Consider the following 26,126-nt stretch of genomic DNA (forward strand, 5'->3'; position numbering starts at 1 on the left):
CACCCATTCAAAACACGCTAAAATATAGACAGATTGTTTAAGGAGTGAAAATCATGTCTCAAAAACTGATGAAAAGCGTTTTGATCGTGATTTTGGGAGTTTTTATTCTTTCAACTGTACTCTCAGGAATCGTCATGTTTCTATAACGATAAAAAAGCAGGCGCCTTATTCAATGGGAATATCCTGCTTTTTTATCAGAGCTTTATGCTCGATGGCAATCTCCTCAAAAGAGCGGTTGTCGTCCGTGATCAGCATTCTCGTTCCTACTGGTATCGTTTGAAACAAATGAACAACCTCATCGTTATGCATACGTATACAGCCGTTAGACACAAATTTTCCTACTGATTTCTCTCGGTTTGTCCCATGAATTCCATAAATCCGCCCGTCCGTTCCTTTCGCGTCAAATCCGATCCATCTTGCCCCAAGCGGGTTATCAGGAGATCCCCCTTCAATATTTTTCTTTCTGTAGTAAGGATTTTCCGCTTTTACCGTTACCGAAAACTCTCCTTCAGGCGTCAAATCATCTGTTTTTCCAGTCGCCACACTATACACGCCTTCTACTTTGTTGTCGAGGATAACAGCAAGTTCATTTGTTCGCTTGTTGACAATAACATACGGATCACCCGGCAGCGGATTTTCGCCGAGCGGCCAAATCGGTGAAATCATCATGAAAATCGAACATAAGAAAAAACGCATAAGCTCCTCCTTTTTCATTAGGTTGACCAATGAAGGAAGAGCTCATGCGAATCATCCGAGTGATTTTTGCGCTTTTATTCCTTTAAAATAACTTTTAATCACTAAATATTGTTCCATTTCGCCGAGAATATGGAAGAGAGCGGCCCTCGCTTCAAATTCCTCTCTAGTCGCAGGAAGCGGCATCTCCTCAAATTCTTTTCTCATGTCAGCAAGTCTTTTCAGAAATTTATACGCTGTATTCCCAGGGTGTATCGCCTCCCGCAAATCATGAATAAATTCAGCGATCATTTTTCCCTGATCTACCGTGATGGAGATCGATGTCACTTTAGGGAGAAGGCGTTCAATAATTTCAAATTGCTTTTCTCTCATTTTAAAATAATGATAATGCAGATTTTCGTAACGTAAAATGTGGTTTTGCACATCTCGATATGCCAGGTTTTTAGCCTCCGTAATAAGCTGGTGCGTTTCCGGAATTTCTTTTCCTGACCAATCTTGCTCACCAGTTAACAAATACCGTTCGATTTCTGCAAAAATGACAGCAAAGTTATCCTCTATCTTTTTACGGTAAACAATCAGCTTCCGATCAAGACTCGGCATATACAAGTTCATCAATAGAGCGACGCCGATGCCGACCGTAATCAGCTGAACTTCATTCCAGATGAAAGTAGGCGTAATGCCGCCGGACATGTATAAATGAAGGATAATAACAGAACTGGTGACGATACCCTCGTTAATTTTTAACAGAACCGTTATCGGAATGAATATCAAAAGAAGCGCTCCGATCACAAACGGGTGGTAGCCAATAAGCTCGAAAAAGAGACAAGAAAAAGCAATTGCCAGACAGCATGCCGCAAAGCGGGCCCACGAGGCCTGAAGCGACCGTTTTTGTGTGATTTGTATGCACAAAATGGTGATGATTCCTGCTGATGCGAAGTTTTGCAAATGCAATAACTGGCTTATATAAATAGCCAAAGCTGTTCCAAGCGCGGTCTTTGTTGTGCGGTAACCAATTTTAAACATGTCGGACTCCATTTCTATTTGTTTCTTCAATAAAAAAGAAGAGGCGGCCAGCCTTCTTCTTTTTTATATTCTATAATATTTTCTTTAAAAAGTCCTGCGCTCTTTTGGATTTTGGCGACATAAAAAATTCCTTCGGATTGCCGTCTTCGACAATCATTCCTTGGTCCATAAACAGCACACGGTCTGCCACTTCTTTTGCGAAGCCCATTTCATGTGTGACAATCACCATGGTCATGCCGGTTTCGACCAGCTCTTTCATCACCTGTAGCACTTCTTTGACCATCTCTGGATCAAGGGCGGAGGTCGGCTCGTCAAACAGCATGATGTCCGGATTCATCGCAAGAGCCCTGGCAATCGCGACACGCTGTTTTTGTCCGCCAGACAAACGGTTTGGATAGTCATTTCGCTTTTCAAACAAACCGACTTTGCGGAGCAGGTCCTCAGCTTTCTCCTGTGCAGCCTGTTTTGTTTCTTTTTTTACATTGACAGGCGCGTACATGATGTTTTCGAGAACCGTTTTGTGCGGAAAGAGATGAAAATGCTGAAAAACCATCCCGATGTTTTCCCGGACCTTTAATGTGTTGGTTTTTGGCTTCGTAATCTCTGTGTCTTTTATTGTAATGGTTCCGCCGTTAGGCTTTTCCAACAGGTTTAAACAGCGTAAGAACGTTGATTTGCCTGAGCCTGAAGGACCGATCACGGCAACAACCTCACCCTCAGCGATTGTTGTTGAAATGTTTTTTAATACTTCGTGTTTCCCAAATGATTTTGACAGCTTTTCAACCTTAATCATTGGATTTCAGCTTCCTTTCTACAGCCTTGCCGATAAACGTTAAAATCAGGACAAGCACATAATAAATCAATCCCGCGATAATGAGCGGCTCAAGGTAATTGTAAGTGGCGGCGCCAGCTTGATATGCGCGTCTCATGACATCACCAAGCCCGATGACGGTAACGATAGCCGATTCTTTTGTTAACGTAATTAATTCATTCACAATTGCAGGTGATATATTTTTGAAGGCCTGCGGCAGCAGCAGATCCTTCATCATTTTTCCATACGGGACACCGAGTGCAACAGCAGCTTCTTTTTGCCCTTTATCAATGGCATTGATTCCGGCTCTGATAATTTCCGATACATAAGCGGCGGAATTCAAAGACAATGCGACAACCGCAGCCCAAAACTGGTCAATTTGAAATCCGAGCAGCTGAGGAAGGCCAAAATAGACAATCATAAGCTGCAGCACTAAAGGCGTGCCTCGGAACACTGATGTATAAAAATCAGCGATCCAGATAAACGGGCGGAATGTGCTGATCTTGCATAAGCTTAGCACAATACCGAGTATAAGTCCGATAATAGCAGATACAACAACAATTTTTAATGTAATTGCCAAGCCTTCTAATATAAAAGGAATTTGGGGGATCGTTGCTGAAAAATCCAAATTCATAGCCTTTGTCTCCTTTTCTTACAGGAAAAAAGTTTCCTATTCAATAAAAAGGCTCAACGAAAAAGTTGAGCCGCTTTTTTTTACTTCTCGCCAGTGAACCATTTTTTCTTCAATTTCTCAAGCTCTCCGTTATCTTCCATTTCCTTGAGCGCTTTATTGAATTTGTCTGTCAGTTCACTGTCCTTTCTGAAAGCAATTGCTGAACCGGCTTCTTCCGCTTTCGCATCAGGAATCACAAAGCCTTGCAGGTCATCATTTGATTTGAAATACCCTTCTGCAACAATGTCTTCAATAATCGCGGCATCGAAACGGTCAGATTTGATTTCCTGCACCAAATCAGAAATTCTGTTGCGGTCTTCTGTTTTAAAACCATATTCCGGAGAAAGCTCTTTCCCCTTCTCTTCCTGAATAGAGCCAAGCTGAACGCCAACTGTTTTTCCTTTCAGGTCTTTCAAAGATTGAATGCCGCTGTCTTTTTTGCTGACAATCATATGGTTCGCTGTGTAATACACATCGGAAAAATCAACTTGTTTTTTACGCTCAGGCGTTGGTGTCATTCCTGACAGAACGAGATCCACCTGTTTTGATTTAAGCGCTGTAATTAAGCTGTTGAAGTCCATATCCTGCACTTCAATTTCATAGCCTGCCTTCTTTGCCAGAGCTTTTGCCAGCTCTACATCAAAGCCGACAATATTATCTCCTTCTTTATATTCAAACGGTTTGTAATCCGCCGAAGTACCCATAATTAATTTTTTCTTTCCGCTTTCTGAACCTGAATTGCTTGAGCCGCACGCAGTTAATGCAAAGGTGATGCAAGCAGCTACAAGTAATAAGAGCCATTTTTTCATGATCCATTTCCCCCGTATTCATTACTTTTGGTGTATTTGAATATTTATTCGTTAATTTGTATTTTAAACAGTTTCTCATTTTTATGCAATACTATTTTTAAAAATTATCTTTAAGCTTATCTTTCCAGTGATCTCTTCTGATATTACTAGATAAAAATTAAATCGCTGTACAATCCGATTGAATAATCCCTTAATATTTATTCATATATCCTTGGAAATTTATGCACAAAAAAACCCGGGCTGCTTTGAGCATCCGGGTTGTTCGTCTTATACTTCTTCACAATATTCTTCAAAGGCTTCCTGCAGCTTTGCCACTACGGCCATCGGCTCATGGCCTTCAATTTCATGACGCTCTACCATTTTCATGATCTTTCCGTCTTTCAAAATCGCAAAGGACGGAGAAGATGGCGGATAACCTTCAAAATAGTCACGCGCACGCGCTGTCGCTTCTTTATCCTGTCCGGCAAAAACGGTGACGAGCTGATCAGGTCTTTTATCATAGTGAACGGAATGGTAGGCTGCCGGTCTTGCAATTCCTCCGGCGCATCCGCAAACAGAGTTTACCATGACGAGCGTCGTTCCTTTTTTCGTAAGTGCCTCATCCACCTCTTCGGCTGTTTTAAGCTCGGTGTATCCGGCAGCTGTTATTTCTTGTCTCGCTTGGCGAACAATATCATTCATAAATAAATTAAAGTCCATGTTCAATGAAGACCTCTCCTTTTTCATCATCTGTTCTTATGATAGCAAGGAAACGTCCATATCGGCAAATGACTTTGCTTCGCCGTGCACTTTTTTTGCTCTTCGTTTACTGCTTACAGAAAAAGGGGATTATATAACTAGAAGTAAAATAAAGGAGCAGTTGTATATGAGCCACAGGAAAGCGTTACTGATTCATAACGGAAATGCCGGTAACAAAAATATAGAAAAAGCACTTGGTGCTGTGGTGCCGGTTTTATCTCACCATTTAGATGAGGTGATTATTAAGCAGACAAAGAAAAAGGATGATGCGTATCATTTTTGCCAATCCATTGATGATTCTGTCGACACCGTCTTCATTCTCGGCGGCGACGGCACGATCCATCAATGCATAAATGCTATCAGCGCTCTAGAAAGAAAACCCGCGGTCGGAATTTTGCCCGGCGGCACGTGCAATGACTTTTCAAGAGTGCTTGGCATCCCTCAAAATCTTGCAAAGGCCGCGGAAGCACTTATGGCAGGAAAAAAAACCAGCGTAGACGTATGTCAGATGAATGACCGTTATTTTTTAAATTTCTGGGGGATCGGCTTAATTGCAGAAACGTCGAATCAAATTAATGAAACGGAAAAAGCATTATTGGGAAAAATCAGCTATTTTACAAGTGCGTTGCGAACCGTCTCATCCGCTGCATCGTTTCCGATGACATTAAAAATTGACGGAAAAGAAATTAAAGAAGAAGCCGTTATGCTGCTTGTGATGAATGGCCAATACATTGGAACGAATCGAATTCCTCTGCCCGATGCCAGTATTGAAGACGGCTTACTTGATGTTCTCATATGCCGCAACACCAACCTCACCGCGTTGCGGGAGCTGATGAGCATGGAACAGGGCTCAATTGATCGTTTTACCGGAGAGCTGTCCTATGTCCAGGCCTCCCGTATCGAAATTGAAACAGACACTGCCAAAAAGGCGGATATGGATGGAGAAGTTTATACACATACACCCGCAGTCATTCAGGTCCTGCCGCAGCATATCGACATGCTTGTTCCCGCAAATGAATAACTGTCATAAGGCTTTAGAAAGATTTTGCAAATCCGTTGACTCTCCCCTAGGAGGAGGTCTTACAGTATAAGGGATACACACTTGAAAAAGGGGAAGTCATATGGAGAAGAAAAATATTACCTTAACTATATTATTAACCAATTTATTTATTGCTTTTTTGGGGATCGGGCTTGTGATTCCAGTAACGCCGACCATTATGAATGAATTGCATTTATCGGGGACCGCGGTCGGCTATATGGTTGCCTGCTTCGCTATTACACAGCTCATTGTCTCACCAATAGCCGGACGATGGGTTGATCGCTTCGGGCGCAAGATCATGATCGTAATCGGCCTGTTGTTCTTTAGTGTGTCGGAGTTTTTGTTCGGCATTGGAAAAACAGTTGAGATGTTATTTATCTCCCGTATGCTGGGCGGTATCAGCGCTGCCTTCATTATGCCCGGGGTCACGGCTTTTATCGCAGATATCACGACCATTAAAACACGGCCGAAAGCACTCGGTTATATGTCAGCCGCTATTTCAACAGGATTTATTATCGGCCCCGGCATCGGGGGATTTTTAGCAGAAGTCCATTCCCGGCTGCCTTTTTTCTTTGCGGCAGCTTTTGCACTGTTAGCAGCCATTTTATCAATCCTCACGCTGCGCGAGCCGGAACGAAACCCTGAAAATCAGGAAATAAAAGGGCAGAAGACAGGCTTTAAACGAATTTTTGCCCCCATGTATTTCATAGCTTTTCTCATTATCTTAATTTCGTCTTTTGGTTTAGCATCATTTGAATCTTTATTTGCATTATTCGTGGATCATAAATTCGGATTTACGGCCAGCGACATTGCCATTATGATTACAGGAGGAGCGATTGTTGGCGCCATTACGCAAGTCGTCTTATTCGACCGCTTCACAAGATGGTTTGGTGAAATCCATTTAATTCGGTACAGCTTAATTCTCTCTACGAGTCTGGTATTCTTGCTGACAACGGTACATTCATATGTTGCGATTCTGCTGGTGACAGTCACCGTATTTGTCGGATTTGATCTCATGCGGCCTGCGGTAACGACTTACCTGTCAAAGATTGCGGGAAATGAACAGGGGTTTGCCGGCGGTATGAATTCAATGTTTACAAGTATCGGCAATGTATTCGGGCCTATTATCGGCGGAATGCTGTTCGATATTGATGTAAACTATCCCTTCTACTTTGCAACGGTCACCTTAGCCATAGGGATTGCACTGACCATTGCTTGGAAAGCGCCTGCACATCTTAAAGCCAGCACGTGATAAGAAGCGCATTCTTTGTGTACTGCAAAGAATGCGCTTCTTCTTTATACTGATGATAGAAGGAGTGATGGCATGAAGGAATCGTATTACTCAATTGGGGAAGTTTCAAAACTGGCAAACGTGTCGATTAAAGCGCTCCGTTATTACGATAAAATTGATTTATTTAAACCAGCCTACGTCGACCCGGATACCAGCTACCGCTATTATACAGATGCTCAGCTCATTCATCTGGATTTGATCAAATCATTGAAATATATCGGCACACCTTTGGAAGAAATGAAAAAAGCACAGGACTTAGAGATGGGAGAACTGTTTGCTTTTTATACCGAGCAGGAGAGGCAAATCAGGGAGAAATTAGACTTTTTATCAGCACTGGAGCAAACCATTTCATTGGTGAAAAAGCGGATGAAACGGCAGATGGAATATCCCGCGCTCGGTGAGGTTTTTGTTTTAGATGAAGAAGAAATACGGATTATTCAGACAGAGGCAGAAGGAATCGGGCCTGAAAACGTGCTCAACGCCTCCTACAGCAAATTAAAAAAATTTATCGAGTCAGCAGATGGATTTACGAACAATAGCTACGGCGCTACTTTCTCTTTTCAGCCCTACACCAGCATTGATGAAATGACTTACCGTCATATTTTCACGCCTGTATTGACGAATAAACAGATTTCATCAATTACGCCGGATATGGAAATCACAACGATCCCTAAAGGGAGGTATGCGTGTATCGCGTATAATTTTTCGCCTGAACATTATTTTCTCAACTTACAGAAGCTTATCAAATATATCGCAGACCGCCAATTAACAGTTGTCAGTGATGTATACGAGTTAATCATACCGATTCATTACTCCCCGAAAAAACAAGAAGAATATCGTGTCGAAATGAAAATACGAATCGCTGAATAATAGAAAAAGAGCATTTTTTGAAACAAAACTTCAAAAAATGCTCTTTTTTCTTATTTAGTAAACAGATGTCTTCTCGTCAATCGATTCTAAAATTTGTTTTACTCGTCCCAGGAATCGTCCGCACACGAGACCGTCAAGCACTCTGTGATCTAAGGACAGACACAGATTAACCATGTCTCTGACAGCAATCATGCCATTGTCCATGACAACCGGGCGTTTGACGATGGATTCTACTTGAAGAATCGCAGCCTGAGGGTAGTTGATAATGCCCATCGACTGAACAGACCCGAACGAACCTGTGTTGTTGACGGTAAACGTGCCTCCCTGCAGGTCATCTGCTGAGAGTTTTCCGTCTCTTACTTTTTTGGCAAGACCGGTAATTTCTTTCGCAATGCCTTTAATTGTTTTTTCATCAGCGTTTTTAATCACCGGAACAAATAAAGAATCCTCTGTGGCAACTGCAATTGAAATATTGATATCCTTTTTCTGAATAATTTTGTCGCCCGCCCACATGCTATTCATTTGCGGGAATTCTTTTAACGCCTGAGCGACCGCTTTTACAAAAAAGGCGAAGAACGTTAAATTAAAGCCCTCTGTCTTCTTAAAGGAATCTTTTATACTGTTGCGATATGCAACCATATTTGTGACGTCGACTTCCATCATCGTCCAAGCATGCGGAATTTCTGTTTTGCTTCGCTTCATATTGGAAGCAATTGCTTTTCTTACACCTGTGACAGGGATTTCTTTATCACCGGCTGCAGACGCAGGATATGACGTCTCTTCTTTTGGCTCAGGTTTTGATGCAGACTTCGGTGCAGGAGCTGCTGTTTTCGGCTCCTCAGCCTTCTGTTCTTGTACGCCGCCTGTTTCAATTAAGCGCTGAATATCTTTTCGTGTGATGCGCCCGCCGGCACCTGTTCCTGTTACTTGATCGAGGTCAATGCCGTGCTCTCCGGCCAAACGGAGTACAGCTGGCGAGTAGCGCTTTTTATTGGGCTGATCAGCTGCTTCGGCACTTTTTGCAGCAGGCGTCTCAGCGGCTTTTGAAGCAACTGGCTGTTCTTGTTTTTGTTCAGCCGGATTCGCGCCTTCTGTTTCAATTTTGCAAATCACTTCTCCGACTTGCAAGGTTTGGCCTTCTTCTCCCACAAGCTCTGTTATCGTACCAGTAAAAGAAGACGGAACCTCTGCATTTACCTTATCTGTCATGACTTCCGCGATTGGATCGTATTTGTTCACTTTATCACCGGGGACGACAAGCCATTTGCTGATCGTCCCCTCTGTTACGCTTTCTCCAAGCTGCGGCATCGTCATTTGTTCAATTGCCATGATTGTATCCTCCCTTACGTCTTTAAAACTCCGCTAATTCTCTCATCGCCGCTTCCACTTTATCAGGATTGACCATAAAGTATTTTTCCATTGTCGGCGCATAAGGCATAGCCGGAATATCAGGACCTGCAAGCCGTTTGATCGGCGCGTCTAAGTCGAACAGACAATGCTCGGATATAATTGCGGCTACTTCGCTCATGATGCTGCCTTCTTTTGTATCTTCTGTGACCAAAAGAACCTTTCCAGTTTTGGACGCAGCTTCGATGATGGCTTCTTTATCAAGCGGGTAAACTGTTCTTAAATCCACCACATGCGCTGAAATGCCATCTTTTTCGAGACGTTCTGCAGCTTGTAAGGCAAAGTGGACACACAGACCGTATGTGATCACTGTGATGTCGTCGCCTTCCCGTTTTACGTCAGCCTTGCCGATTGGCAGGACATAATCATCAGCCGGAACCTCTCCCTTTATCAGACGGTACGCCCGCTTGTGCTCAAAAAACAGCACCGGGTCTTCGTCACGAACTGCGGCTTTTAATAGACCCTTGGCGTCATATGGTGTTGATGGCATGACAATTTTCAGTCCGGGCTGGTTGGCGAAAATTGCTTCGACTGATTGAGAATGATACAAGGCTCCGTGCACGCCTCCGCCGTATGGCGCTCTGACGACAATCGGACAGCTCCAGTCATTGTTGCTGCGGTAGCGGATTTTAGCCGCCTCAGAAATAATTTGGTTGACCGCCGGCATAATGAAATCAGCAAACTGCATTTCAGCAATCGGTCTCATTCCGTACATTGCCGCTCCGATACCGACTCCTGCGATCGCAGATTCAGCAAGCGGCGTATCCATAACGCGCTCTTCCCCAAATTGTTCATAGAGTCCCGCTGTCGCTTTAAACACACCGCCTTTTCTTCCTACATCTTCCCCAAGGACGAAAACGCGAGAATCTCGTTCCATTTCTTCTTTCATCGCCAAATTGATTGCATCAATATATGACATTACTGACATTTGTTCTTCCTCCCTACTTCGCATACACATAATCAAGCGCTGACTCAGGAGCTGCATATGGGGCGTTCTCCGCTTCATCCGTCGCTTCATTTACGATTGCCATAATTTCATCCAGCATGGTTTGTTCTATCTCATCGGACAGCAGGCCTGTTTCCTTTAAGTAAGCTTGATAAGTAAGCAGGGGATCACTTTTTTTCGCTTCCTCTACTTCTTCACGGCCTCTGTAGCTGCTGTCATCGTCATCACTGGAATGTGGTGTAAGGCGGTAAGAAATCGTTTCAATTAATGTCGGGCCTTCTCCTCTGCGTGCCCTTTCGCGTGCTTCTTTAACCGCTTGATAAACTTCCAGCGGATCATTTCCATTCACAGTTACGCCAGGCATCCCATAGCCTATGGCACGGTCGGAAATGTTCTCACATGCGACTTGCTTATCGTAAGGCACTGAGATTGCGTATTTGTTGTTTTCACACATGAAAATAACCGGCAGCTTATGGACAGCGGCAAAGTTTGCCCCTTCATGGAAATCGCCTTGGTTTGAAGACCCTTCCCCGAATGTAACAAAGGCTGCGATATCCTTTTTCTCCATACGTCCCGCAAGCGCAATACCGACTGCGTGCGGCACTTGCGTTGTAACCGGAGATGATCCCGTCACAATGCGGTTTTTCTTTTGTCCGAAATGTCCCGGCATCTGGCGGCCTCCTGAGTTCGGATCTGCTGCTTTTGCAAACCCGGACATCATTAAGTCCTTTGCTGTCATGCCAAACGCGAGCACGACACCCATGTCTCTGTAGTACGGCAATACATAATCCATTTCACGGTCAAGTGCGAAAGCCGCTCCTACCTGTGCTGCTTCCTGTCCTTGACAAGAGATTACAAATGGAATTTTACCAGAACGGTTTAACAGCCACATTCTTTCATCGATTTTTCTTGCTAACAGCATGGTTCTATACATATCAACGGCTTCCTGATCAGTCAGCCCTAGTGCTTGATGTCGGTTTGTACTCATTCAAGCCCCTCCTTTATGCTTTTAAAAATGAATGGCTTTGCCATCTGCGGCAAGCGCTGCTTCTCCAATTGCTTCAGAAAGCGTTGGATGCGGGTGAATCGTTTGCCCGACCTCCCACGGCGTTGCGTCCAGCACTTTGGCAAGACCCGCTTCAGAAATCATGTCGGTGACATGCGGGCCGATCATATGAACGCCGAGAATATCATCTGTATCTCGGTCCGCCACGATTTTGACAAAACCGTCGCTTTCACCGTATACAAGCGCTTTTCCAATCGCCATAAATGGGAACTTGCCGATTTTGACATTATGCCCGTTCGCCTTTGCTTCGTCTTCGGTTAAGCCGACACTGGCAGCTTCAGGGCTTGAGTAAATGCACTTCGGCACAAGCGTCGGATCAAGCGGATGCGGATCGAGACCTGCAAAATGCTCAACAGCAATAATTCCCTCATGTGAAGCAACGTGAGCTAACTGCAGGCCACCGATTACGTCTCCGATTGCATAAATATGAGATTCCTTCGTTTGGCAGCTTTCATTGACTGAAATCATGCCATTTTCAGTAACAATATCGGTGTTCTCTAGGCCGATGCCTTCGATATTTGCCTGTCTGCCGATGGAAACAAGCATTTTCTCAGCAGAGTAGGTAACGGTTTCTCCGTCTTTTTCCGCTTGTATGCTGATATCGTCTGATGTTTTTGTCATTGTGTCAGGCAGCACTTTTGCCCCTGTTATGAACTGGATGCCTTTTTTCTTAAGAAGACTTTCCATTTCTTTTGAAATCTCTAGATCTTCAGTCGGCAATATGCGATCCGCGTATTCAATAACCGTTACCTTCACACCAAAATCATGAAGCATAGACGCCCATTCGATACCGATAACCCCTCCGCCGACAATGATGATTGACTGTGGCAACTCCTCCATTTGGAGCGCCTCATCTGAAGTCAGTACAGACTTACCGTCCGCTTCAAGACCCGGAAGCATTCTCGGTCTTGATCCTGTTGCAATGATCACTTGTTTCGGGATCAGCATGTCATTTTCTTCGCCATTTCCCCGCTCAACAGAAATTGTTCCCGGCAGCGGAGAGAAGATTGACGGTCCAAGAATACGTCCATATCCGGTGTACACGTCAATTTTTCCTTTTTTCATTAAATGATTTACACCCGCTGCAAGCTTATCAACAACGGATTGCTTACGCTGCTGCACTTTTTCAAAGTTGAGGGACACGCCAGCCGTTTCCACCCCGAATTGATCGGCTTCACGAGCTGTCCGGTATACCTCTGCGCTTCTAAGCAGCGCTTTACTCGGGATACAGCCTTTATGCAGACATGTTCCTCCGAGTTTTTCCTTTTCCACAACGGCGGTTTTTAAGCCGAGCTGAGCGGCTCTGATGGCCGCAACATAACCGCCGGTACCGCCGCCCAGAATGACTACGTCATACTCAGTTGCCATGGTGACTCACTCCTGTCTGTCTATTCAATACGATATTGTTTGGATCGCTCTTCGCCCTGCAATACTCTGAGCGCCCCTTGGGCAAGAGACTGCAGTTCATTTTCACCCGGATAGACTAAAACGTCTGAAATCCAATCTATGTATGATCTGATAGCAGAAACAAAGCTTTTGCCGTACGCAAGGCCTCCCGTCAGCACAATCGCTTCAACTTCGCCTTTTAACGCCGCGCTGGCTGCCCCGATTTCCTTTGCTACCTGATATGCCATGGCATCATAAATGAAGCGGGCTTTTTCATCGCCCCCTTGAATCATCTGTTCCACTTTTACTGCATCATTAGTACCGAGATAGCCTAAAAGTCCGCCGGTGCCAACAAGCTTTTTCATGATTTCTTCTTTTGTATATTCCCCTGAAAAACATAGATCAACAAGATCTCCCGCAGGCACTGTTCCTGCTCGTTCAGGACTGAATGGTCCCTCGCCGTGCAGGCCGTTATTGACATCTACCACTCGCCCGCGGTCATGGACGCCAATTGTAATACCTCCGCCCATATGGGTAATAATCATTTTCATGTTCTCATATCGTTTGCCAAGAGAGGCTGCCGCTTTACGAGCGACAGCTTTTTGGTTTAACGCATGGAAAATGCTTTTCCGTTCAATTTCAGGCATGCCTGACACTTTCGCAAGCACTGACATTTCGTCTACGACAACAGGGTCGACGATATACGAAGGGATATTCAGGCCATCAGCGATTTCCCGCGCGATAATGCCGCCGAGATTAGAAGCATGCTGACCGGCGTAGCCGCTTTTCAAATCCTCAATCATCTCATCATTCACTACGTAGGTCCCGCCTTCAATTGGCCGGAGAAGGCCGCCTCTTGCGCAGACTGCATCAAACTTTGAAATATTGATTCCCTGTTCATGAAGCGTTTCGAGAATATGGTTTTTACGAAATTCATACTGATCAATAATTCGGTCAAATCGCTGCAGCTCTTCTATGTTGTGTCTCAATGTTTTTTCAAAAATGCTTCTTTCGTTATGAAAAACACCGATTTTCGTTGAAGTTGAGCCTGGATTAATTGTGAGAATGCGTTTTTCGTCATGTAGCACTTTCATAACCTCCAGATCAATTTCTTAACGTCTGCTTAATACACTGTGGCCGTTTTGCAAAAACTGGCTTCTTGAGCGGCGCATGCGTTCAATCCGTTCCTCTGCCAAGCGGTCAGCCGCTAAATATGCAGGAATGCCGTCACGCTGAGAAATCTCTAGTACACGCTCGATATTGCCGTAAATGCCTTCGACTTTTTTCAATGCACGTTCTGCATTATAGCCGTAAAGCTCATCTGCCACGTTGATAACACCGCCCGCGTTAATCACGTAATCCGGTGCATAAACAATGCCCATTTCGTGAATTTGATCACCATGGCGTGTCTCTTTTAATTGGTTGTTAGCCGCACCTGCGATCACTTTCGCCTTCAGCTGTTTAATGGTGTCGTCGTTAATAGTCGCACCAAGGGCACACGGCGCATAAATATCGCAGTCTTGTGAATAAATGTCATCAGGATCTACAGCACGGGCGCCAAAATCTTCAACTGCACGCTGTACAGATTGTTTGTTGATATCCGTAACGATTAAGTTTGCTCCTTCTTCATGCAGGTGGCGGCAAAGGTTATAGGCTACGTTCCCAACACCCTGTACAGCAATGGTTTTTCCTTCAAGAGAGTCGGTTCCGAAAGCAGCTTTAGCTGCTGCCTTCATTCCTCTGTACACCCCGTACGCTGTGACTGGGGACGGATTTCCAGAAGAGCCGAAAGCAGGAGAAATCCCTGTGACATAGTCTGTCTCATCATGAATGATATCCATATCCTCGACCGTTGTACCCACATCTTCAGCCGTGATGTATCTGCCATTCAGCCCTTGAATATAGCGGCCAAACGCGCGGAACATTTCCTCATTTTTGTCTTTGCGCGGATCGCCGATAATGACTGTTTTTCCGCCGCCAAGGTTTAAGCCTGCCGCCGCGTTCTTATAGGTCATGCCTCTTGCCAATCTGAGCGCATCTTCAATTGCCGCTTCTTCATTTTCATATGTCCACATTCTCGTTCCGCCAAGCGCCGGACCAAGCGTTGTATCATGAATGGCGATAATCGCTTTTAATCCAGATTGTTCATCCTGGCAGAATACCAATTGTTCGTAATCATATTTCTCCATATATTTAAAAAGTTCCATGTTCGTTCCTCCTAATGTGTGTATTCTTCAGATGCGCATATTGCCAGCGCAATGGAATACAGTTTATTTTCAGCAGAGTCCGCTCTGCTTGTTAAGGCAATCGGTGCTTTGGCTCCTGTAATGACAGCCGCCACGCTGGCCTTGGCAAAATAAATCAGAGATTTGTATAAAATATTGCCGGCCTCAATTGTTGGGACGAGAAGGATATCTGCGTTGCCCGCTACGTCTCCCGAAATTTTTTTCTGGGCCGCGGCAATTTGAGAAACTGCGTTATCCAAAGCAAGCGGTCCATCAACAATGCAGCCTTTGATCTGGCCCCTTTTGTACATTTGAGCTAGAGCAGCTGCATTCACGGTCGCTTCCATCTTAGGGTTCACCGTTTCGACCGCTGCAAGGGCAGCTGCTTTTGGCATATTGTTCCCCACTGCATGGGCCACGTGAACGGCATTTTGCAAAATCTGCCGGAGCTCTTCCAGCGAAGGAGCAATATTCATTGCCGAATCTGTCACAAACATCAGCCGGTCAAAATCCGGTATATCGAAGACAGCCACGTGGGAAAGGACACTTGCTGACCGAAGCCCCTCCTGTCTGTTCAATACCGCTTTAAGCAAAACAGAAGTCGGCACATTGCCTTTCATTAAAACGTCCGCTGTTTTATGATGCACAGCACGAACCGCTAAATTCGCTGATTCCTCAGGAGTATCGGCATGGACGATTTCCACTTGATGCCCTTGCATGGATGATGTCAGCTCGTTCAGTTTTGTGCTGTCGCCCGTTAACAAGAAACGGGCGGATAGGTGCTCGGCTGCCAGCTTTACAGCCCGGATCACTTCCTCATCCTCAGCATGAGCAACCGCAATGGTCTTATTTTTGTGTATCGACGCTTTGCCGATTAAATCTTTCAGCTTCATCTGTTACCACCTTTCTTGTTTCGACTCCGCCTTTTATTATGCAAGTTCCATGCCAGCTCTTAAGGGTGCTGTCATACCAGGTATATTGAAACATTCGTGCAGATGTTTGCGTTTATTCTGCAAATTATTGCATGCCTTCATTTGCAAGGCCATATTTATCCATTTTGTAATATAAGTTCCGAATGCTGACACCGAGAGCTTTTGCTGTTTTTGTCCGGTTAAAATGATGCTTTTCAAGCGTTTGCTGGATCAAATGTGCTTCAAATTTTTCTACTGCGACAGACAGCTTTTCGCCTTCAATATCCGGAAAATCAAAACCTGTTCCCTGGTCTGTGTCATTTTCTTTTTGCTCAAGTTCGAATACAGGCAAGTGATCTTTTTCAATCCATTCCATATGCGGATTCAGAAAAATCATGGCTCGTCCAAGGACATTTTCAAGCTCCCGGACATTCCCAGGCCAATGGTAGGCAGATAAGGCGCGCAAGGCTTGCTGTGAGAGCCCTTTTACATTCCTGCCGTAATCCCGGTTGATCTTTTGGATAAGTCTGACGCTCAATGCTTCAATGTCCTCCAACCGCTGCCGCAAAGGCGGGATGGAGATCGGATAGCGATTGATCCGGTAATACAGGTCTTCCCGGAATGTTCCGTCCGCCATCGCCTTTTCAATATTTACATTTGTCGCCGCGATCACTCTGACGTTGACAGGGATCGCTTTCGTGCCGCCCACTCTGACGATTTCCTTTTCTTGAAGGACGCGCAGCAATTTGGCCTGCATATTTTGTGTCAGCTCACCGATTTCATCTAAGAAAATACTGCCGTTATTTGCTTCCTCAAATAAACCCTTTTTACCGCCGCGCTTCGCTCCTGAAAACGCACCATCCTCATAGCCGAACAATTCTGATTCGAGCAGGTTTTCAGAAAGGGCTGCACAATTCACGCGAATAAATTTATTGTATTTCCGGTCACTTTCGTTATGGATGGCATGGGCGAACAGTTCTTTTCCTGTTCCTGATTCCCCTCGCAGCAAGATGGTTGCCGGTGTTTTCGCACCGAGCTTCGCCTGCTCAAGCGCAACCAGCATTTGCTCGCTTTTGCCGATAATGTCGTCAAACGTGTATTTCGCTTCAAGCGTGCGAATAATTTGTCTGGCGCGGTTAAGCTCCGCTGTCAGCATTTTAATTTCGGAAACATCGTGAATCACGCCGACGCTGCCTTTCAAAATCCCGTCCACAATCACCGGTGCTACATTAACGATCACTTCTTTTTCATTCGGGCCGACCTTCATTCTGACACCGCGGACAGGACGTCTTGTTTCAAGCACCTTTAAATGCATGCTTTCGCCTTCGGAAATATCAGTGTTTGCAGGCTTGCCGATGACTTCTTTTTCAGAAAGCCCCGTCATTTTCGTATATGCTTTATTGATTAGCAGGCCGATGCCGTTTTCATCAACGACAGAAATCGCCTCATCGGAGGATTGAATAATCGCCTCCAGCATCGTACGGACCTGCTTTAAGTTGGTCACTTCCTCTGCCAGCTCGACCGCATCAGTGATATCTTTAAACACACAAAGAGCACCGAGCAGACGTCCGCCTTCATCAATAATCGGCAGTCTTGTGGTCACAATTTGCAAATGATCGCCTAACAGTTGCTTCTGGTTGTATTCAGGCACTCTTGTTTTTAAAATCCGCGGCATCTTAGTGCTCGGAATCACTTCTTTTATTGGGCGCCCAATGACTTCCTCACGTTTTTTTCCGACCATTTTTTCGGCCATATGGTTAAAGAGAATGATTTCTTCATTGATATCAATAAAAATCATTCCATCATGGGTGGAATTAAAAATTCTGTCATATTTATAGGTTTGCTCTTTTAGCATTTGAATCAGGTGCTGCTTTTCTTCCATCAGCTGAAAAACGATGTATGCCATTTTTCCCGGCATGACAATGGTATCTTCATGCTTTCTTTGAAGGAGCTCGTCAAACACGGCTTGATCGCCGGTGGTATGAATGACGATATCCGGTTTTTGTTGTATGTAAGGTTTCCAATCAGATGATACGGCAATCCCATACTGTTCTGCTTCTTTCAATCCCGGCGCCTCGGGGTCTTTGTCAACTACGGCAATGATATCTATGATGGCTGTTTTAATCAGAATATGTAATAACGCCGTTCCCCTTTTGCCGGCACCTACTATCAGTACCTTTTGCATCCCGATACCCCTTTGCATGAAAAATTTTGCACACCTATTTATTCCGTTGCAATAATTTGCACAACCCTATGTTACCACGTTTTCTTCTCTTGACAAAATATTTTTTCCGCTGGACAATAAAGGAAATGAAAAGATAAAGGGGTTTTCTGAAGATGAGCCGACTTCTTGCGCTTTTAATATTAGTCATCCCCGGGGCTATTTCTGCTTTAGGCATTAAACTGATGAGAGATACACTTTTCGGCCATACAATCAAGCCATTTTCAGCTCTTTGGCTCCAAGGGTTGTCAGGATTCATCTTTTTTGCGATCGGCCTCTATGTGCTGGCCGGGTTCATTCTATACAGAGACAGAAAACGCAATCAAGTCAGCCCGCGATTCAGAAAACGATAGCTGAAAAAAAGCCGGAGAATGCTCCGGCTTTTTTTGTTGCACTATTCGTCAGGCAAAACGGTCTTGGCAATCGTTTTGTCTAACGCTTCATAATCATAATAAGAAATCGTATCGTACAGTTCTTTTCGTGTCTGCATATCATGAAGTCCTTCTTTTTGTGAGCCGTGCTCCTTCATCAAACCAAACATCCGCTCACAAGCTTTTGCCGCCGCTCGAAGCGAGGTGACAGGATATATCACCATGTGAAACCCCATATCTTCGAATTCATCGGCACGATAATATGGCGTTTTCCCAAATTCAGTCATATTCGCAAGGAGCGGAACGGGGATACGCTCAGCAAACTGGCGGAATTCATTCTCCGCCTGTAGCGCTTCCGGGAAAATTGCGTCCGCTCCCGCCTCAATGTAAGCCTCTGAACGTTTTATTGCGGCAGCAAGCCCTTCCTGCGCCCTGGCATCAGTACGGGCAACAACAATAAGGGAGGGTGCCGCTTGTTTAATGGCTTTTATTTTTTGCGCCATTTCCTTTATCGGAACTAGCTGTTTGCCATTTAAATGTCCGCATTTTTTTGGAAGCTGCTGGTCTTCTATTTGAACGGCTGCTACCCTTGCTTCAAGCATCTCCCGGGCTGTTCGGGCGGCATTTAAGACACCGCCAAATCCCGTATCGATATCCACAAGCAGAGGCAGATCAGCTGCACGTACAAGATCTTTGGCCCGTTCAGCTATCTCTGCCGATGTGATGATCCCTAAATCAGGCAGCCCCCTGCTGGCTGTATAGGCAGCACCGGACAAATAAATAGCAGAAAAACCGGCTTCTTTCGCAAGCAAAGCGGCCATCCCGTCATGGGCGCCGGGAATTTGAAGAATGTCCGGTGCTGACATCAGCTTGCGGAAACGCCCGGCAAGCTCCTCTTGTGACGATTGCTTATTGACGATCCACGACATGAAACAAATCCCCCTTTTACATGCAGAACATGTCTACGAATTCATTTACGCGCATCGTTTGTAATGTCTCATAGCTGGTACAGCGCTCATAAATGTGTTTGTGCTGTTTATCAGGAAAATGGGTTTTGAGATTGTCAGAAAACTTTTCCAGCAGTTTCGGCACTGCTTCCTCTCTTCGAAAACGATGGCCGAGGGGAAACTCACATTCCACCATTTCCGTGCTCGTTCCGTCTTTAAAATGAACCTGAACGGCATTTGAGATGGAACGTTTATCAGGTTTCAAATAATCCTCGGTATATGTTTTATTTTCAGTCACTTCCATTTTATCACGAAGTTTATCTATTCTCGGATCACTCGCTGTTTCAGCTTCATAATGCTGTGCGGTGATATCACCAAAAAGCAAACCGATTGCTGTAATGTATTGGAGGCAGTGATCACGGTCTGCCGGATTGTGGAGCGGGCCTTTTTTATCAATGATTCGGATAGCGGATTCATGCGTTCTGATGACAACTCGGTCAATCTCATCAATCCGGTTCTTTACCTGCGGGTGAAGAATGACGGCGCACTCCGCCGCTGTCTGGGCGTGAAATTCCGCAGGATAAGACACTTTAAATAACACATTTTCCATGACATAAGCGTCGAGCGGACGGGCAAGCTTGATCTCTTTCTTATTGAATAAAACGTCTTGGAACCCCCAACCCGGTGCACTCAAGGCTGTCGGATAACCCATTTCCCCTTTTAACGACATCAGCGCCAAATGAACACCTCTGCTCGTTGCATCTCCTGCCGCCCATGATTTACGCGAGCCTGTATTTGGTGAATGGCGGTATGTCCTCAATGCTGCATTGTCAATCCATGCATTCGAAAGCGCATTTTTGATTTCTTCTCTTCCGCCGCCCAAAAGCTTTGCCGCAACAGCAGTTGTCGCAACTTTGACAAACAGCACATGGTCAAGGCCAACTCGATTTAAGCTGTTTTCTAACGCCAGCACACCTTGGATCTCGTGTGCTTTGATCATCATCTCAAGTACGTCGCGTACCGTTAACGGCTCTTTTCCTTCAGACAGCCTCACTCTTGATACATAATCAGCAGCGGCAAGGATCCCTCCCAAGTTATCGGATGGATGCCCCCACTCCGCCGCCAGCCACGTATCGTTGTAATCGAGCCAGCGAATCATGCAGCCGATATTAAACGCTGCCCTCACAGGATCGAGAACATATGACGTTCCCGGCACTTTGCTTCCATTCGGCACAGTCGTTCCTGGAACAATCGGGCCAAGCAGCTTTGCGCATTCCGGATACCGTAGCGCCAAGATCCCGCAGCCCAGGGTATCCAGCAATACATGCCCCGCTGTTGTATACGCTTCGGCACTAGTAATCTCTTTCTCAAGCACATAGTCTGTGATTTCTTCGATAACACGATCCGTTTTCGGCATTCTACCAGTTCCTTTCATGGTTTTGTTTGATATCGCGGGCCCATGTAACTGACACGGGGACGGAAGAGCCGATTATTGGTATGCTGTTCGATCACATGGGCGCATAAACCGGACGTTCTCGCGCTGAAAAAGATCGGCGTATATAAAGGAATCGGTATGCCGAGCATCCAATACACTGGGGCAGCATAGTAATCCAAATTCGGGTAAAGCCCTTTTTCCTTCTCCATCAGCCGCTCACCCGCTTCGCACATCTCATATAAACGATGGTCACCGGCTTTATCGCATAATTGCTGCAGCGCCTCTTTCATCATGAGTGCTCTCGGGTCCATTTTTTTCATATACACCCGGTGGCCGAAGCCCATGATTTTTTCTTTTCTTTTCAGTTTTGTTTGCAAAAGCTGCTCAAAATCAGATGTCGTTTTTGCCTCCAAAAGCAAATACATCACAGCTTCGTTTGCTCCTCCGTGAAGATTCCCTTTCAGGGAAGCGACAGCCCCAGTCAAAGCCCCATAAAGATCTGAATGTGTAGATGCAATGACCCTGGCCGCAAAGGTTGAATTCGGCATCTCATGCTCACTGTACAGGACGAGCGACCGGTCAAAAATCTGTTCTTCCAATGAAGACGGCAATTTCCCTGTCATCATGTAGAGAAAATTCGCACTGTAGGATAGGGTTTGAAGCGGAAGAATTGGTTCTTTTTTATTAATGATCCTGTAGCTGGCAGCAGTGAGGGCAGGCATTTTCCCAAGAAGCTGATAGGCGCGTTCTTTGTTTGCGGAAGGAGACCGATCATCAATTTGCCGATCATAGCCAGCAAGTGCCGACAGGCCGGTACGCAGACTATCCATTGGATGAGTGTCCTCAGGGAGCAGCTTAAGCAGACGGAGATGATCAGCAGGCAGGCTTGAGGCACTGTTTATTTTACGTTCCAGCGTCTCCATTTCACTTTCTTCTGGCAGCCTGCCCTCCAGCAATAAATGGACAAGCTCCAGATAGCTTTTTGTTTCAGAAAGTTCTATTAAATCATAGCCTCTTATCAAAATCTGGCTGGACTGCGTGTCAAGATAAGAAATATGAGTTTCTGCCGCAATCACACCGTCCAACCCTGGAGAATAATGCTGTTTCTCCTCCATATCCTCAACCTCCGTTTATGCGTTTTTTGTCTATCAGGTTCCGCCAAGCAAATACTTAGAAATAATCAGTCTTTGAATCTCGTTCGTCCCTTCATAGATTTGCGTCACCTTTGCATCGCGAAGCAGGCGCTCAACCGGATAATCCTTCATATAGCCATATCCTCCATAAATTTGAACGGCGTCTAACGCTGCCTTCACGGCTGCATCGGAAGCAAATTGTTTAGCCATAGACGCTTCTTTTCCACAATTCAGGCCGCGGTTATGAAGGTCTGCGGCGTGGTAGACAAGATGTCTTGCCGCCTCTGCCCTAGTCGCCATGTCAGCCAGCTTAAATGATATGCCTTGATTGGCTGCGATCGGCCTTCCAAATTGCACTCGCTGCTTCGCATAATCAACGGCATGCTCAAGAGCCGCCTCTGCAATTCCGAGGGCCTGTGCCGCAATGCCGATCCGGCCGACATTTAAATTCGCCATGGCAATGTGAAAGCCATCCCCCTCTTTGCCAAGCAAATTGGCTTCAGGCACTTCTGCATTATCAAAAATCAGTTCCGTAGTATTGGAGCCATAAAGCCCCAGCTTTCTTTCTTTTTTTCCAACGGTAAAACCGGGTGTGTTTTTTTCAACAATAAAAGCCGAAATCCCGTGCCTGCCTTGATCTGGAGCTGTTAAAGCAAATGTGATATAGATATCAGCTGCTCCGCCATTCGTTATGAATATTTTCGATCCGTTTAATAGATATTTGCCGTTCTTTTTGATTGCTGTTGTGCGGAGGCTCCCGGCATCCGACCCCGAGTGAGGCTCCGTTAGTGCAAATGCGCCCAAATGGTCTCCTGACGCGAGCTTTGGTATATATTTCATCTTTTGTTCTTCGTTGCCGAAATACAGAATCGGATTTGTGCCGACCGAGGTATGAACGGAGAGAATCACGCCGACAGCCGCACTGATTCTAGAAATCTCATGAATCGCCAAAATATAAGAAACAACGTCCGCCCCGGCACCGCCGTATTGTTCCGGCACCGGTATTCCCATCAGTCCGTGTTCACCCATTTTTTTGATCAGCTGAAAGGGAAATTCGTCCGTTTTCTCCATGATTTCCGCAGCGGGAGCAATTTCTTTTCGTGCAAAATCACGCACCATTTTTCGCATCATGACTTGCTCTTGGGTTACATGCAACTCGGCCACCCCCGGATGGAATAGACTTCAGGAAGTCCTCTCCTCATAGTCATAAAAACCGCGTCCGCTCTTTTTGCCAAGCCAGCCTGCTTTGACATACTTGCGGAGCAGCGGGCATGGACGGTATTTGGAATCGCCAAGGCCTGAGTGAAGGACTTCCATAATTGATAAACACGTATCCAGTCCGATAAAATCCGCTAATGCAAGCGGACCCATCGGATGATTCATGCCCAGCTTCATCACTTCGTCTATTGCCTCCGGCTTCGCCACTCCCTCATACACGCAATAGATGGCTTCATTAATCATTGGAAGAAGCACACGGTTGGAAACAAACCCAGGAAAATCATTGACTTCTACCGCTGTTTTCCCCATCTTTTTCGCTAATGCCATAACATCTAAGGCCGTTTCTTCTGATGTAGCCAAGCCTCGAATCACTTCTACCAGCTTCATTACAGGGACGGGATTCATAAAATGCATGCCAATAACCCGTTGAGGCCGGTTTGTTACAGCAGCGATTTCTGTAATAGGCAAGGAAGATGTATTGCTGGCCAAAATCGTATGAGGCGGGCAAATGCGATCAAGTGTTTTAAACATCTCAGTTTTTGCCGCCATGTTTTCTGCGATAGCCTCAATCACAATGTCCGCATGCTCTGCCTCCTCAAGCGTTTGAGAAATCGAAATGCGGTTGATTACGCTCTTCACTTCCGTCTCGGTCCTTTTTCCTTTCTCAGCATCACGGGCCAGCTGTTTCTTCAGCCGTTTCAATCCTGCCTCCGCGGCCTCTGGATTCACATCATACATCCGCACATAAAAGCCCGCGTCGGCGGCTGTTTGAGCAATTCCGCTCCCCATCTGACCTGCGCCAGCTACCATGATTTGTTTGATTTCCATTCAAATCCCCTTTTTCATCATGTTTTAATGAACCTGCACTAAGACGGCGTCTCCCTGTGCTGCCCCGCTGCAAATAGCGGCAACGCCCAGACCCCCTCCCCGGCGCTTTAATTCATAAACAAGCGTCATGAGAATTCTCGCCCCGCTCGCGCCGATCGGGTGGCCGAGCGCGATCGCACCGCCATTCACATTTACTTTTTCAAGATCGAAACCTACGATTTTTTCACATGTCAAAACAACTGAAGCAAAAGCTTCATTTACTTCAAACAAGTCAATATCTTGGACAGTCAAACCGTTCTTTTTCAGGAGCTTGTTAATGGCAAACCCCGGCGCTGCCGCCAGCTCGTGCGCTGGCATTCCCGTAGTTGAAAAACCAAGAATTGTAGCCAGAGGCCGTTTGCCAAGCTCAGCAGCTTTTTCCTCAGACATCAGCACGAACGCGCCGGCTCCGTCATTGACTCCAGGAGCATTGCCGGCTGTGATAGAACCGTCACTTGCATAAATCGGAGCAAGTTTTGCGAGCTGATCCAGACTTGTGTCACGGCGAATCGCTTCATCTTTATCAACAACGTTTGGTTTTCCTTTTCGGCCGATCCAGTTGACGGGAACAATTTCATCCTGAAACTTCCCTTCATCGGCGGCCTTAGCTGCCCTTGCATGACTTCTCAACGCCCATTCGTCCTGCTCTCTTCGTGAGATTGTATATTCCTTGGCAGCTGTATTTCCGTGAACAGCCATGTGCACCTCGTCAAATGCGCACGTTAATCCGTCATACACCATTAAGTCCCTAAGCTCGCCGTCCCCCATCCGTGCTCCCCAGCGCCCGGCGGGAACGGCATACGGAATATTGCTCATGCTTTCCATCCCCCCCGCAACAAGTATGTCCGCATCCTGCGCCCGAATCATTTGATCACATAAAGTGACAGCGCGAAGGCCGGAAGCACAGACTTTATTCAGTGTTTCTGACGGCACACTCCAAGGCATTCCCGCCAGACGGGCAGCTTGACGGGAAGGTATCTGCCCTGAGCCGGCCTGGACAACCATGCCCATGACGTTTCCTTCTACATCATCTCCAGAGACTCCAGCCCGTTGCAGCGCCTCCTTCATCACAATGCCCCCAAGCTCAGCAGCTTTCACCTCTTTCAATACTCCGCCAAATTTGCCAAATGGCGTTCTTGCAGCACTTACAATGACTGTTTTCCTCATGGTTTCACCTCATTCAGAAGATAGACAGCGCTTACAATTTCTAGTTGTCTTCTATGAATGTATGCTTTGAAACGGACATGAATGAATGAAAAAAGAAGGCTGCGTCAAACAGCCTCCTTCTAAACAACTATTCATTTTTCAGCAATGCCGAAGCCTTTTCTGGAAAGTCGGTAAACATGCCGTCTGCTCCCGCTTCAATGAGACGCTTCATATCTTCCAGACGATTAACTGTATACGGCCTTACCTTAATCGAACTGTTCCTCATTTTCTTCAGCACTTCATCTGTGACTCCTGGGCTGTTTAGCTTCGGGTGATAGCCGGAAGCCGGAATAGACGCGATATATCGATCTGCCTGATAAAGCACATCTGAAGTTAATACTGCCCGTTCAATATGCGGCGCAAGCCGGGCGCATAGCGCCAAGCTGTCATGATTAAAGGTGGATAGGATGACTCTGTCCTCTACATTGAATCGCTTCACTGCCTCCAGCACTTTTTCTTCCATTCCCTCATAGCGGATCACGCTGTTTTTTAATTCAATGTTGATGAGAAAATCCTTTTTTACCGCCCACGAGAGCACATCTTCTAGCAGCGGCACTTTTATATCGCTGTACGCTTGATCGTGACCAGCGGCCGCATTCGCAGTCTTTACCTCATCATAGGTTGTATCCTTCACGAATCCTTTAAGTGATGTCGTGCGATTAAGTCTTTCATCATGAATTACAACAATGCGTCCGTCTTTCGTCAGCTGTACATCAAGCTCTATCCCATCCGCTCCGGCTTCAATTCCTTTTTCAAATGCAAGCATTGTATTTTCGGGAAATTGACCTGATGCCCCCCGGTGGGCAAAAATCTTTGTCATCGTTTCACCTCAAACCCTAA

General features: G+C 45.7%; 26 protein-coding genes. 5 read left to right on the plus strand and 21 right to left on the minus strand.

Annotated elements, in window-relative coordinates:
* Positions 1 to 53 precede the first annotated feature (53 nt).
* Positions 54 to 146, plus strand: coding sequence for a stressosome-associated protein Prli42 (gene prli42, locus MKX71_RS11915; protein WP_003226489.1), 93 nt, complete (start codon positions 54 to 56; stop codon positions 144 to 146).
* A 19-nt stretch (positions 147 to 165) separates the two neighbouring features.
* Here the strand turns inward: prli42 and MKX71_RS11920 are convergent, their stop codons facing one another.
* From MKX71_RS11920 to brxB, 6 genes are all read right to left on the minus strand, one after another.
* Positions 166 to 696 carry a L,D-transpeptidase gene (locus MKX71_RS11920; RefSeq protein ID WP_116316557.1) on the minus strand — a complete coding sequence of 177 codons (531 nt, stop codon included), beginning with the start codon at positions 694 to 696 and terminating at the stop codon, positions 166 to 168.
* A 51-nt stretch (positions 697 to 747) separates the two neighbouring features.
* Positions 748 to 1,716, minus strand: coding sequence for an aromatic acid exporter family protein (locus MKX71_RS11925; protein ID WP_339231146.1), 969 nt, complete (start codon positions 1,714 to 1,716; stop codon positions 748 to 750).
* Between the two features lie 70 nt (positions 1,717 to 1,786).
* Positions 1,787 to 2,509, minus strand: coding sequence for an arginine ABC transporter ATP-binding protein ArtR (gene artR, locus MKX71_RS11930; protein ID WP_339231148.1), 723 nt, complete (start codon positions 2,507 to 2,509; stop codon positions 1,787 to 1,789).
* The gene (gene artQ, locus MKX71_RS11935; RefSeq protein ID WP_003230340.1) at positions 2,502 to 3,161 is read right to left on the minus strand and encodes an arginine ABC transporter permease ArtQ; all 660 of its coding nucleotides are present in this window, start codon (positions 3,159 to 3,161) and stop codon (positions 2,502 to 2,504) included. The genes artR and artQ overlap by 8 nt, the downstream gene beginning before the upstream one ends.
* A gap of 80 nt (positions 3,162 to 3,241) precedes the next feature.
* On the minus strand, positions 3,242 to 4,009 hold the full coding sequence (gene artP, locus MKX71_RS11940) for an arginine ABC transporter substrate-binding protein ArtP (protein WP_004398706.1): 768 nt from the start codon (positions 4,007 to 4,009) through the stop codon (positions 3,242 to 3,244).
* 267 nt (positions 4,010 to 4,276) lie between these two features.
* Positions 4,277 to 4,714 (minus strand): bacilliredoxin BrxB, encoded by a 438-nt coding sequence (gene brxB, locus MKX71_RS11945; protein ID WP_003226477.1) that lies wholly within the window; start codon positions 4,712 to 4,714, stop codon positions 4,277 to 4,279.
* 160 nt (positions 4,715 to 4,874) lie between these two features.
* On the opposite strand from brxB, the gene MKX71_RS11950 reads away from it, so the two are divergent.
* From MKX71_RS11950 to bmrR, 3 genes are all read left to right on the plus strand, one after another.
* A complete protein-coding gene (locus MKX71_RS11950) occupies positions 4,875 to 5,768 on the plus strand; it encodes a diacylglycerol kinase family lipid kinase (protein ID WP_167408274.1) in 894 nt (297 codons plus the stop codon).
* Positions 5,769 to 5,868: 100 nt separating this feature from the next.
* Positions 5,869 to 7,038 (plus strand): multidrug efflux MFS transporter Bmr, encoded by a 1,170-nt coding sequence (bmr, locus tag MKX71_RS11955; protein WP_003230328.1) that lies wholly within the window; start codon positions 5,869 to 5,871, stop codon positions 7,036 to 7,038.
* 72 nt (positions 7,039 to 7,110) lie between these two features.
* Positions 7,111 to 7,947, plus strand: coding sequence for a multidrug efflux transcriptional regulator BmrR (gene bmrR / locus MKX71_RS11960; RefSeq protein WP_021479988.1), 837 nt, complete (start codon positions 7,111 to 7,113; stop codon positions 7,945 to 7,947).
* Between the two features lie 54 nt (positions 7,948 to 8,001).
* On the opposite strand, the gene bfmBB is transcribed toward bmrR, so the two are convergent.
* From bfmBB to MKX71_RS12000, 8 genes are all read right to left on the minus strand, one after another.
* The gene (gene bfmBB, locus MKX71_RS11965; RefSeq protein ID WP_339231151.1) at positions 8,002 to 9,276 is read right to left on the minus strand and encodes a branched-chain alpha-keto dehydrogenase complex dihydrolipoyllysine-residue (2-methylpropanoyl)transferase; all 1,275 of its coding nucleotides are present in this window, start codon (positions 9,274 to 9,276) and stop codon (positions 8,002 to 8,004) included.
* A gap of 22 nt (positions 9,277 to 9,298) precedes the next feature.
* Positions 9,299 to 10,282 carry a 3-methyl-2-oxobutanoate dehydrogenase subunit beta gene (bfmBAB, locus tag MKX71_RS11970; RefSeq protein ID WP_004398638.1) on the minus strand — a complete coding sequence of 328 codons (984 nt, stop codon included), beginning with the start codon at positions 10,280 to 10,282 and terminating at the stop codon, positions 9,299 to 9,301.
* A 13-nt stretch (positions 10,283 to 10,295) separates the two neighbouring features.
* Entirely contained in the window at positions 10,296 to 11,288 is a 993-nt protein-coding gene (bfmBAA, locus tag MKX71_RS11975; RefSeq protein ID WP_004398565.1) for a 3-methyl-2-oxobutanoate dehydrogenase subunit alpha, read from the minus strand.
* Between the two features lie 21 nt (positions 11,289 to 11,309).
* Positions 11,310 to 12,734, minus strand: a complete 1,425-nt coding sequence (gene lpdA / locus MKX71_RS11980) for a dihydrolipoyl dehydrogenase (protein WP_213420170.1) — start codon at positions 12,732 to 12,734, stop codon at positions 11,310 to 11,312.
* A gap of 20 nt (positions 12,735 to 12,754) precedes the next feature.
* Positions 12,755 to 13,846, minus strand: a complete 1,092-nt coding sequence (gene buk / locus MKX71_RS11985; protein ID WP_213420169.1) for a butyrate kinase — start codon at positions 13,844 to 13,846, stop codon at positions 12,755 to 12,757.
* Between the two features lie 18 nt (positions 13,847 to 13,864).
* Positions 13,865 to 14,959, minus strand: coding sequence for a branched-chain amino acid dehydrogenase (bcd, locus tag MKX71_RS11990; RefSeq protein WP_003230309.1), 1,095 nt, complete (start codon positions 14,957 to 14,959; stop codon positions 13,865 to 13,867).
* A gap of 11 nt (positions 14,960 to 14,970) precedes the next feature.
* Positions 14,971 to 15,870: a phosphate butyryltransferase gene (gene yqiS, locus MKX71_RS11995; protein ID WP_015251745.1), complete on the minus strand. Its 900-nt coding sequence runs from the start codon at positions 15,868 to 15,870 to the stop codon at positions 14,971 to 14,973.
* A gap of 124 nt (positions 15,871 to 15,994) precedes the next feature.
* Positions 15,995 to 18,073: a sigma-54-dependent Fis family transcriptional regulator gene (locus MKX71_RS12000; protein WP_004398669.1), complete on the minus strand. Its 2,079-nt coding sequence runs from the start codon at positions 18,071 to 18,073 to the stop codon at positions 15,995 to 15,997.
* 152 nt (positions 18,074 to 18,225) lie between these two features.
* Here MKX71_RS12000 and MKX71_RS12005 point away from each other — a divergent pair, with 152 nt between their 5' ends.
* Positions 18,226 to 18,462: a DUF2627 domain-containing protein gene (locus MKX71_RS12005; RefSeq protein ID WP_003230304.1), complete on the plus strand. Its 237-nt coding sequence runs from the start codon at positions 18,226 to 18,228 to the stop codon at positions 18,460 to 18,462.
* Between the two features lie 41 nt (positions 18,463 to 18,503).
* On the opposite strand, the gene prpB is transcribed toward MKX71_RS12005, so the two are convergent.
* From prpB to MKX71_RS12040, 7 genes are all read right to left on the minus strand, one after another.
* Positions 18,504 to 19,409 (minus strand): methylisocitrate lyase, encoded by a 906-nt coding sequence (gene prpB / locus MKX71_RS12010; RefSeq protein ID WP_003230302.1) that lies wholly within the window; start codon positions 19,407 to 19,409, stop codon positions 18,504 to 18,506.
* A 16-nt stretch (positions 19,410 to 19,425) separates the two neighbouring features.
* A complete protein-coding gene (locus tag MKX71_RS12015; RefSeq protein ID WP_080333419.1) occupies positions 19,426 to 20,844 on the minus strand; it encodes a bifunctional 2-methylcitrate dehydratase/aconitate hydratase in 1,419 nt (472 codons plus the stop codon).
* Positions 20,845 to 20,858: 14 nt separating this feature from the next.
* Positions 20,859 to 21,977, minus strand: a complete 1,119-nt coding sequence (gene mmgD, locus MKX71_RS12020) for a citrate synthase (protein WP_339231153.1) — start codon at positions 21,975 to 21,977, stop codon at positions 20,859 to 20,861.
* Positions 21,978 to 22,010: 33 nt separating this feature from the next.
* Positions 22,011 to 23,150 carry an acyl-CoA dehydrogenase gene (locus MKX71_RS12025; RefSeq protein ID WP_032726112.1) on the minus strand — a complete coding sequence of 380 codons (1,140 nt, stop codon included), beginning with the start codon at positions 23,148 to 23,150 and terminating at the stop codon, positions 22,011 to 22,013.
* A gap of 27 nt (positions 23,151 to 23,177) precedes the next feature.
* Positions 23,178 to 24,041 carry a 3-hydroxybutyryl-CoA dehydrogenase gene (locus tag MKX71_RS12030; RefSeq protein WP_339231155.1) on the minus strand — a complete coding sequence of 288 codons (864 nt, stop codon included), beginning with the start codon at positions 24,039 to 24,041 and terminating at the stop codon, positions 23,178 to 23,180.
* Positions 24,042 to 24,065: 24 nt separating this feature from the next.
* Complete coding sequence (locus MKX71_RS12035; protein WP_106073553.1) at positions 24,066 to 25,247, minus strand: acetyl-CoA C-acetyltransferase; 1,182 nt, start codon at positions 25,245 to 25,247, stop codon at positions 24,066 to 24,068.
* Positions 25,248 to 25,374: 127 nt separating this feature from the next.
* Positions 25,375 to 26,106: a glycerophosphodiester phosphodiesterase gene (locus MKX71_RS12040; RefSeq protein ID WP_251233053.1), complete on the minus strand. Its 732-nt coding sequence runs from the start codon at positions 26,104 to 26,106 to the stop codon at positions 25,375 to 25,377.
* Positions 26,107 to 26,126 lie beyond the last annotated feature (20 nt).

Source organism: Bacillus sp. FSL M8-0071, assembly GCF_037975455.1.
Classification (GTDB): Bacteria; Bacillota; Bacilli; order Bacillales; family Bacillaceae; genus Bacillus; species Bacillus subtilis.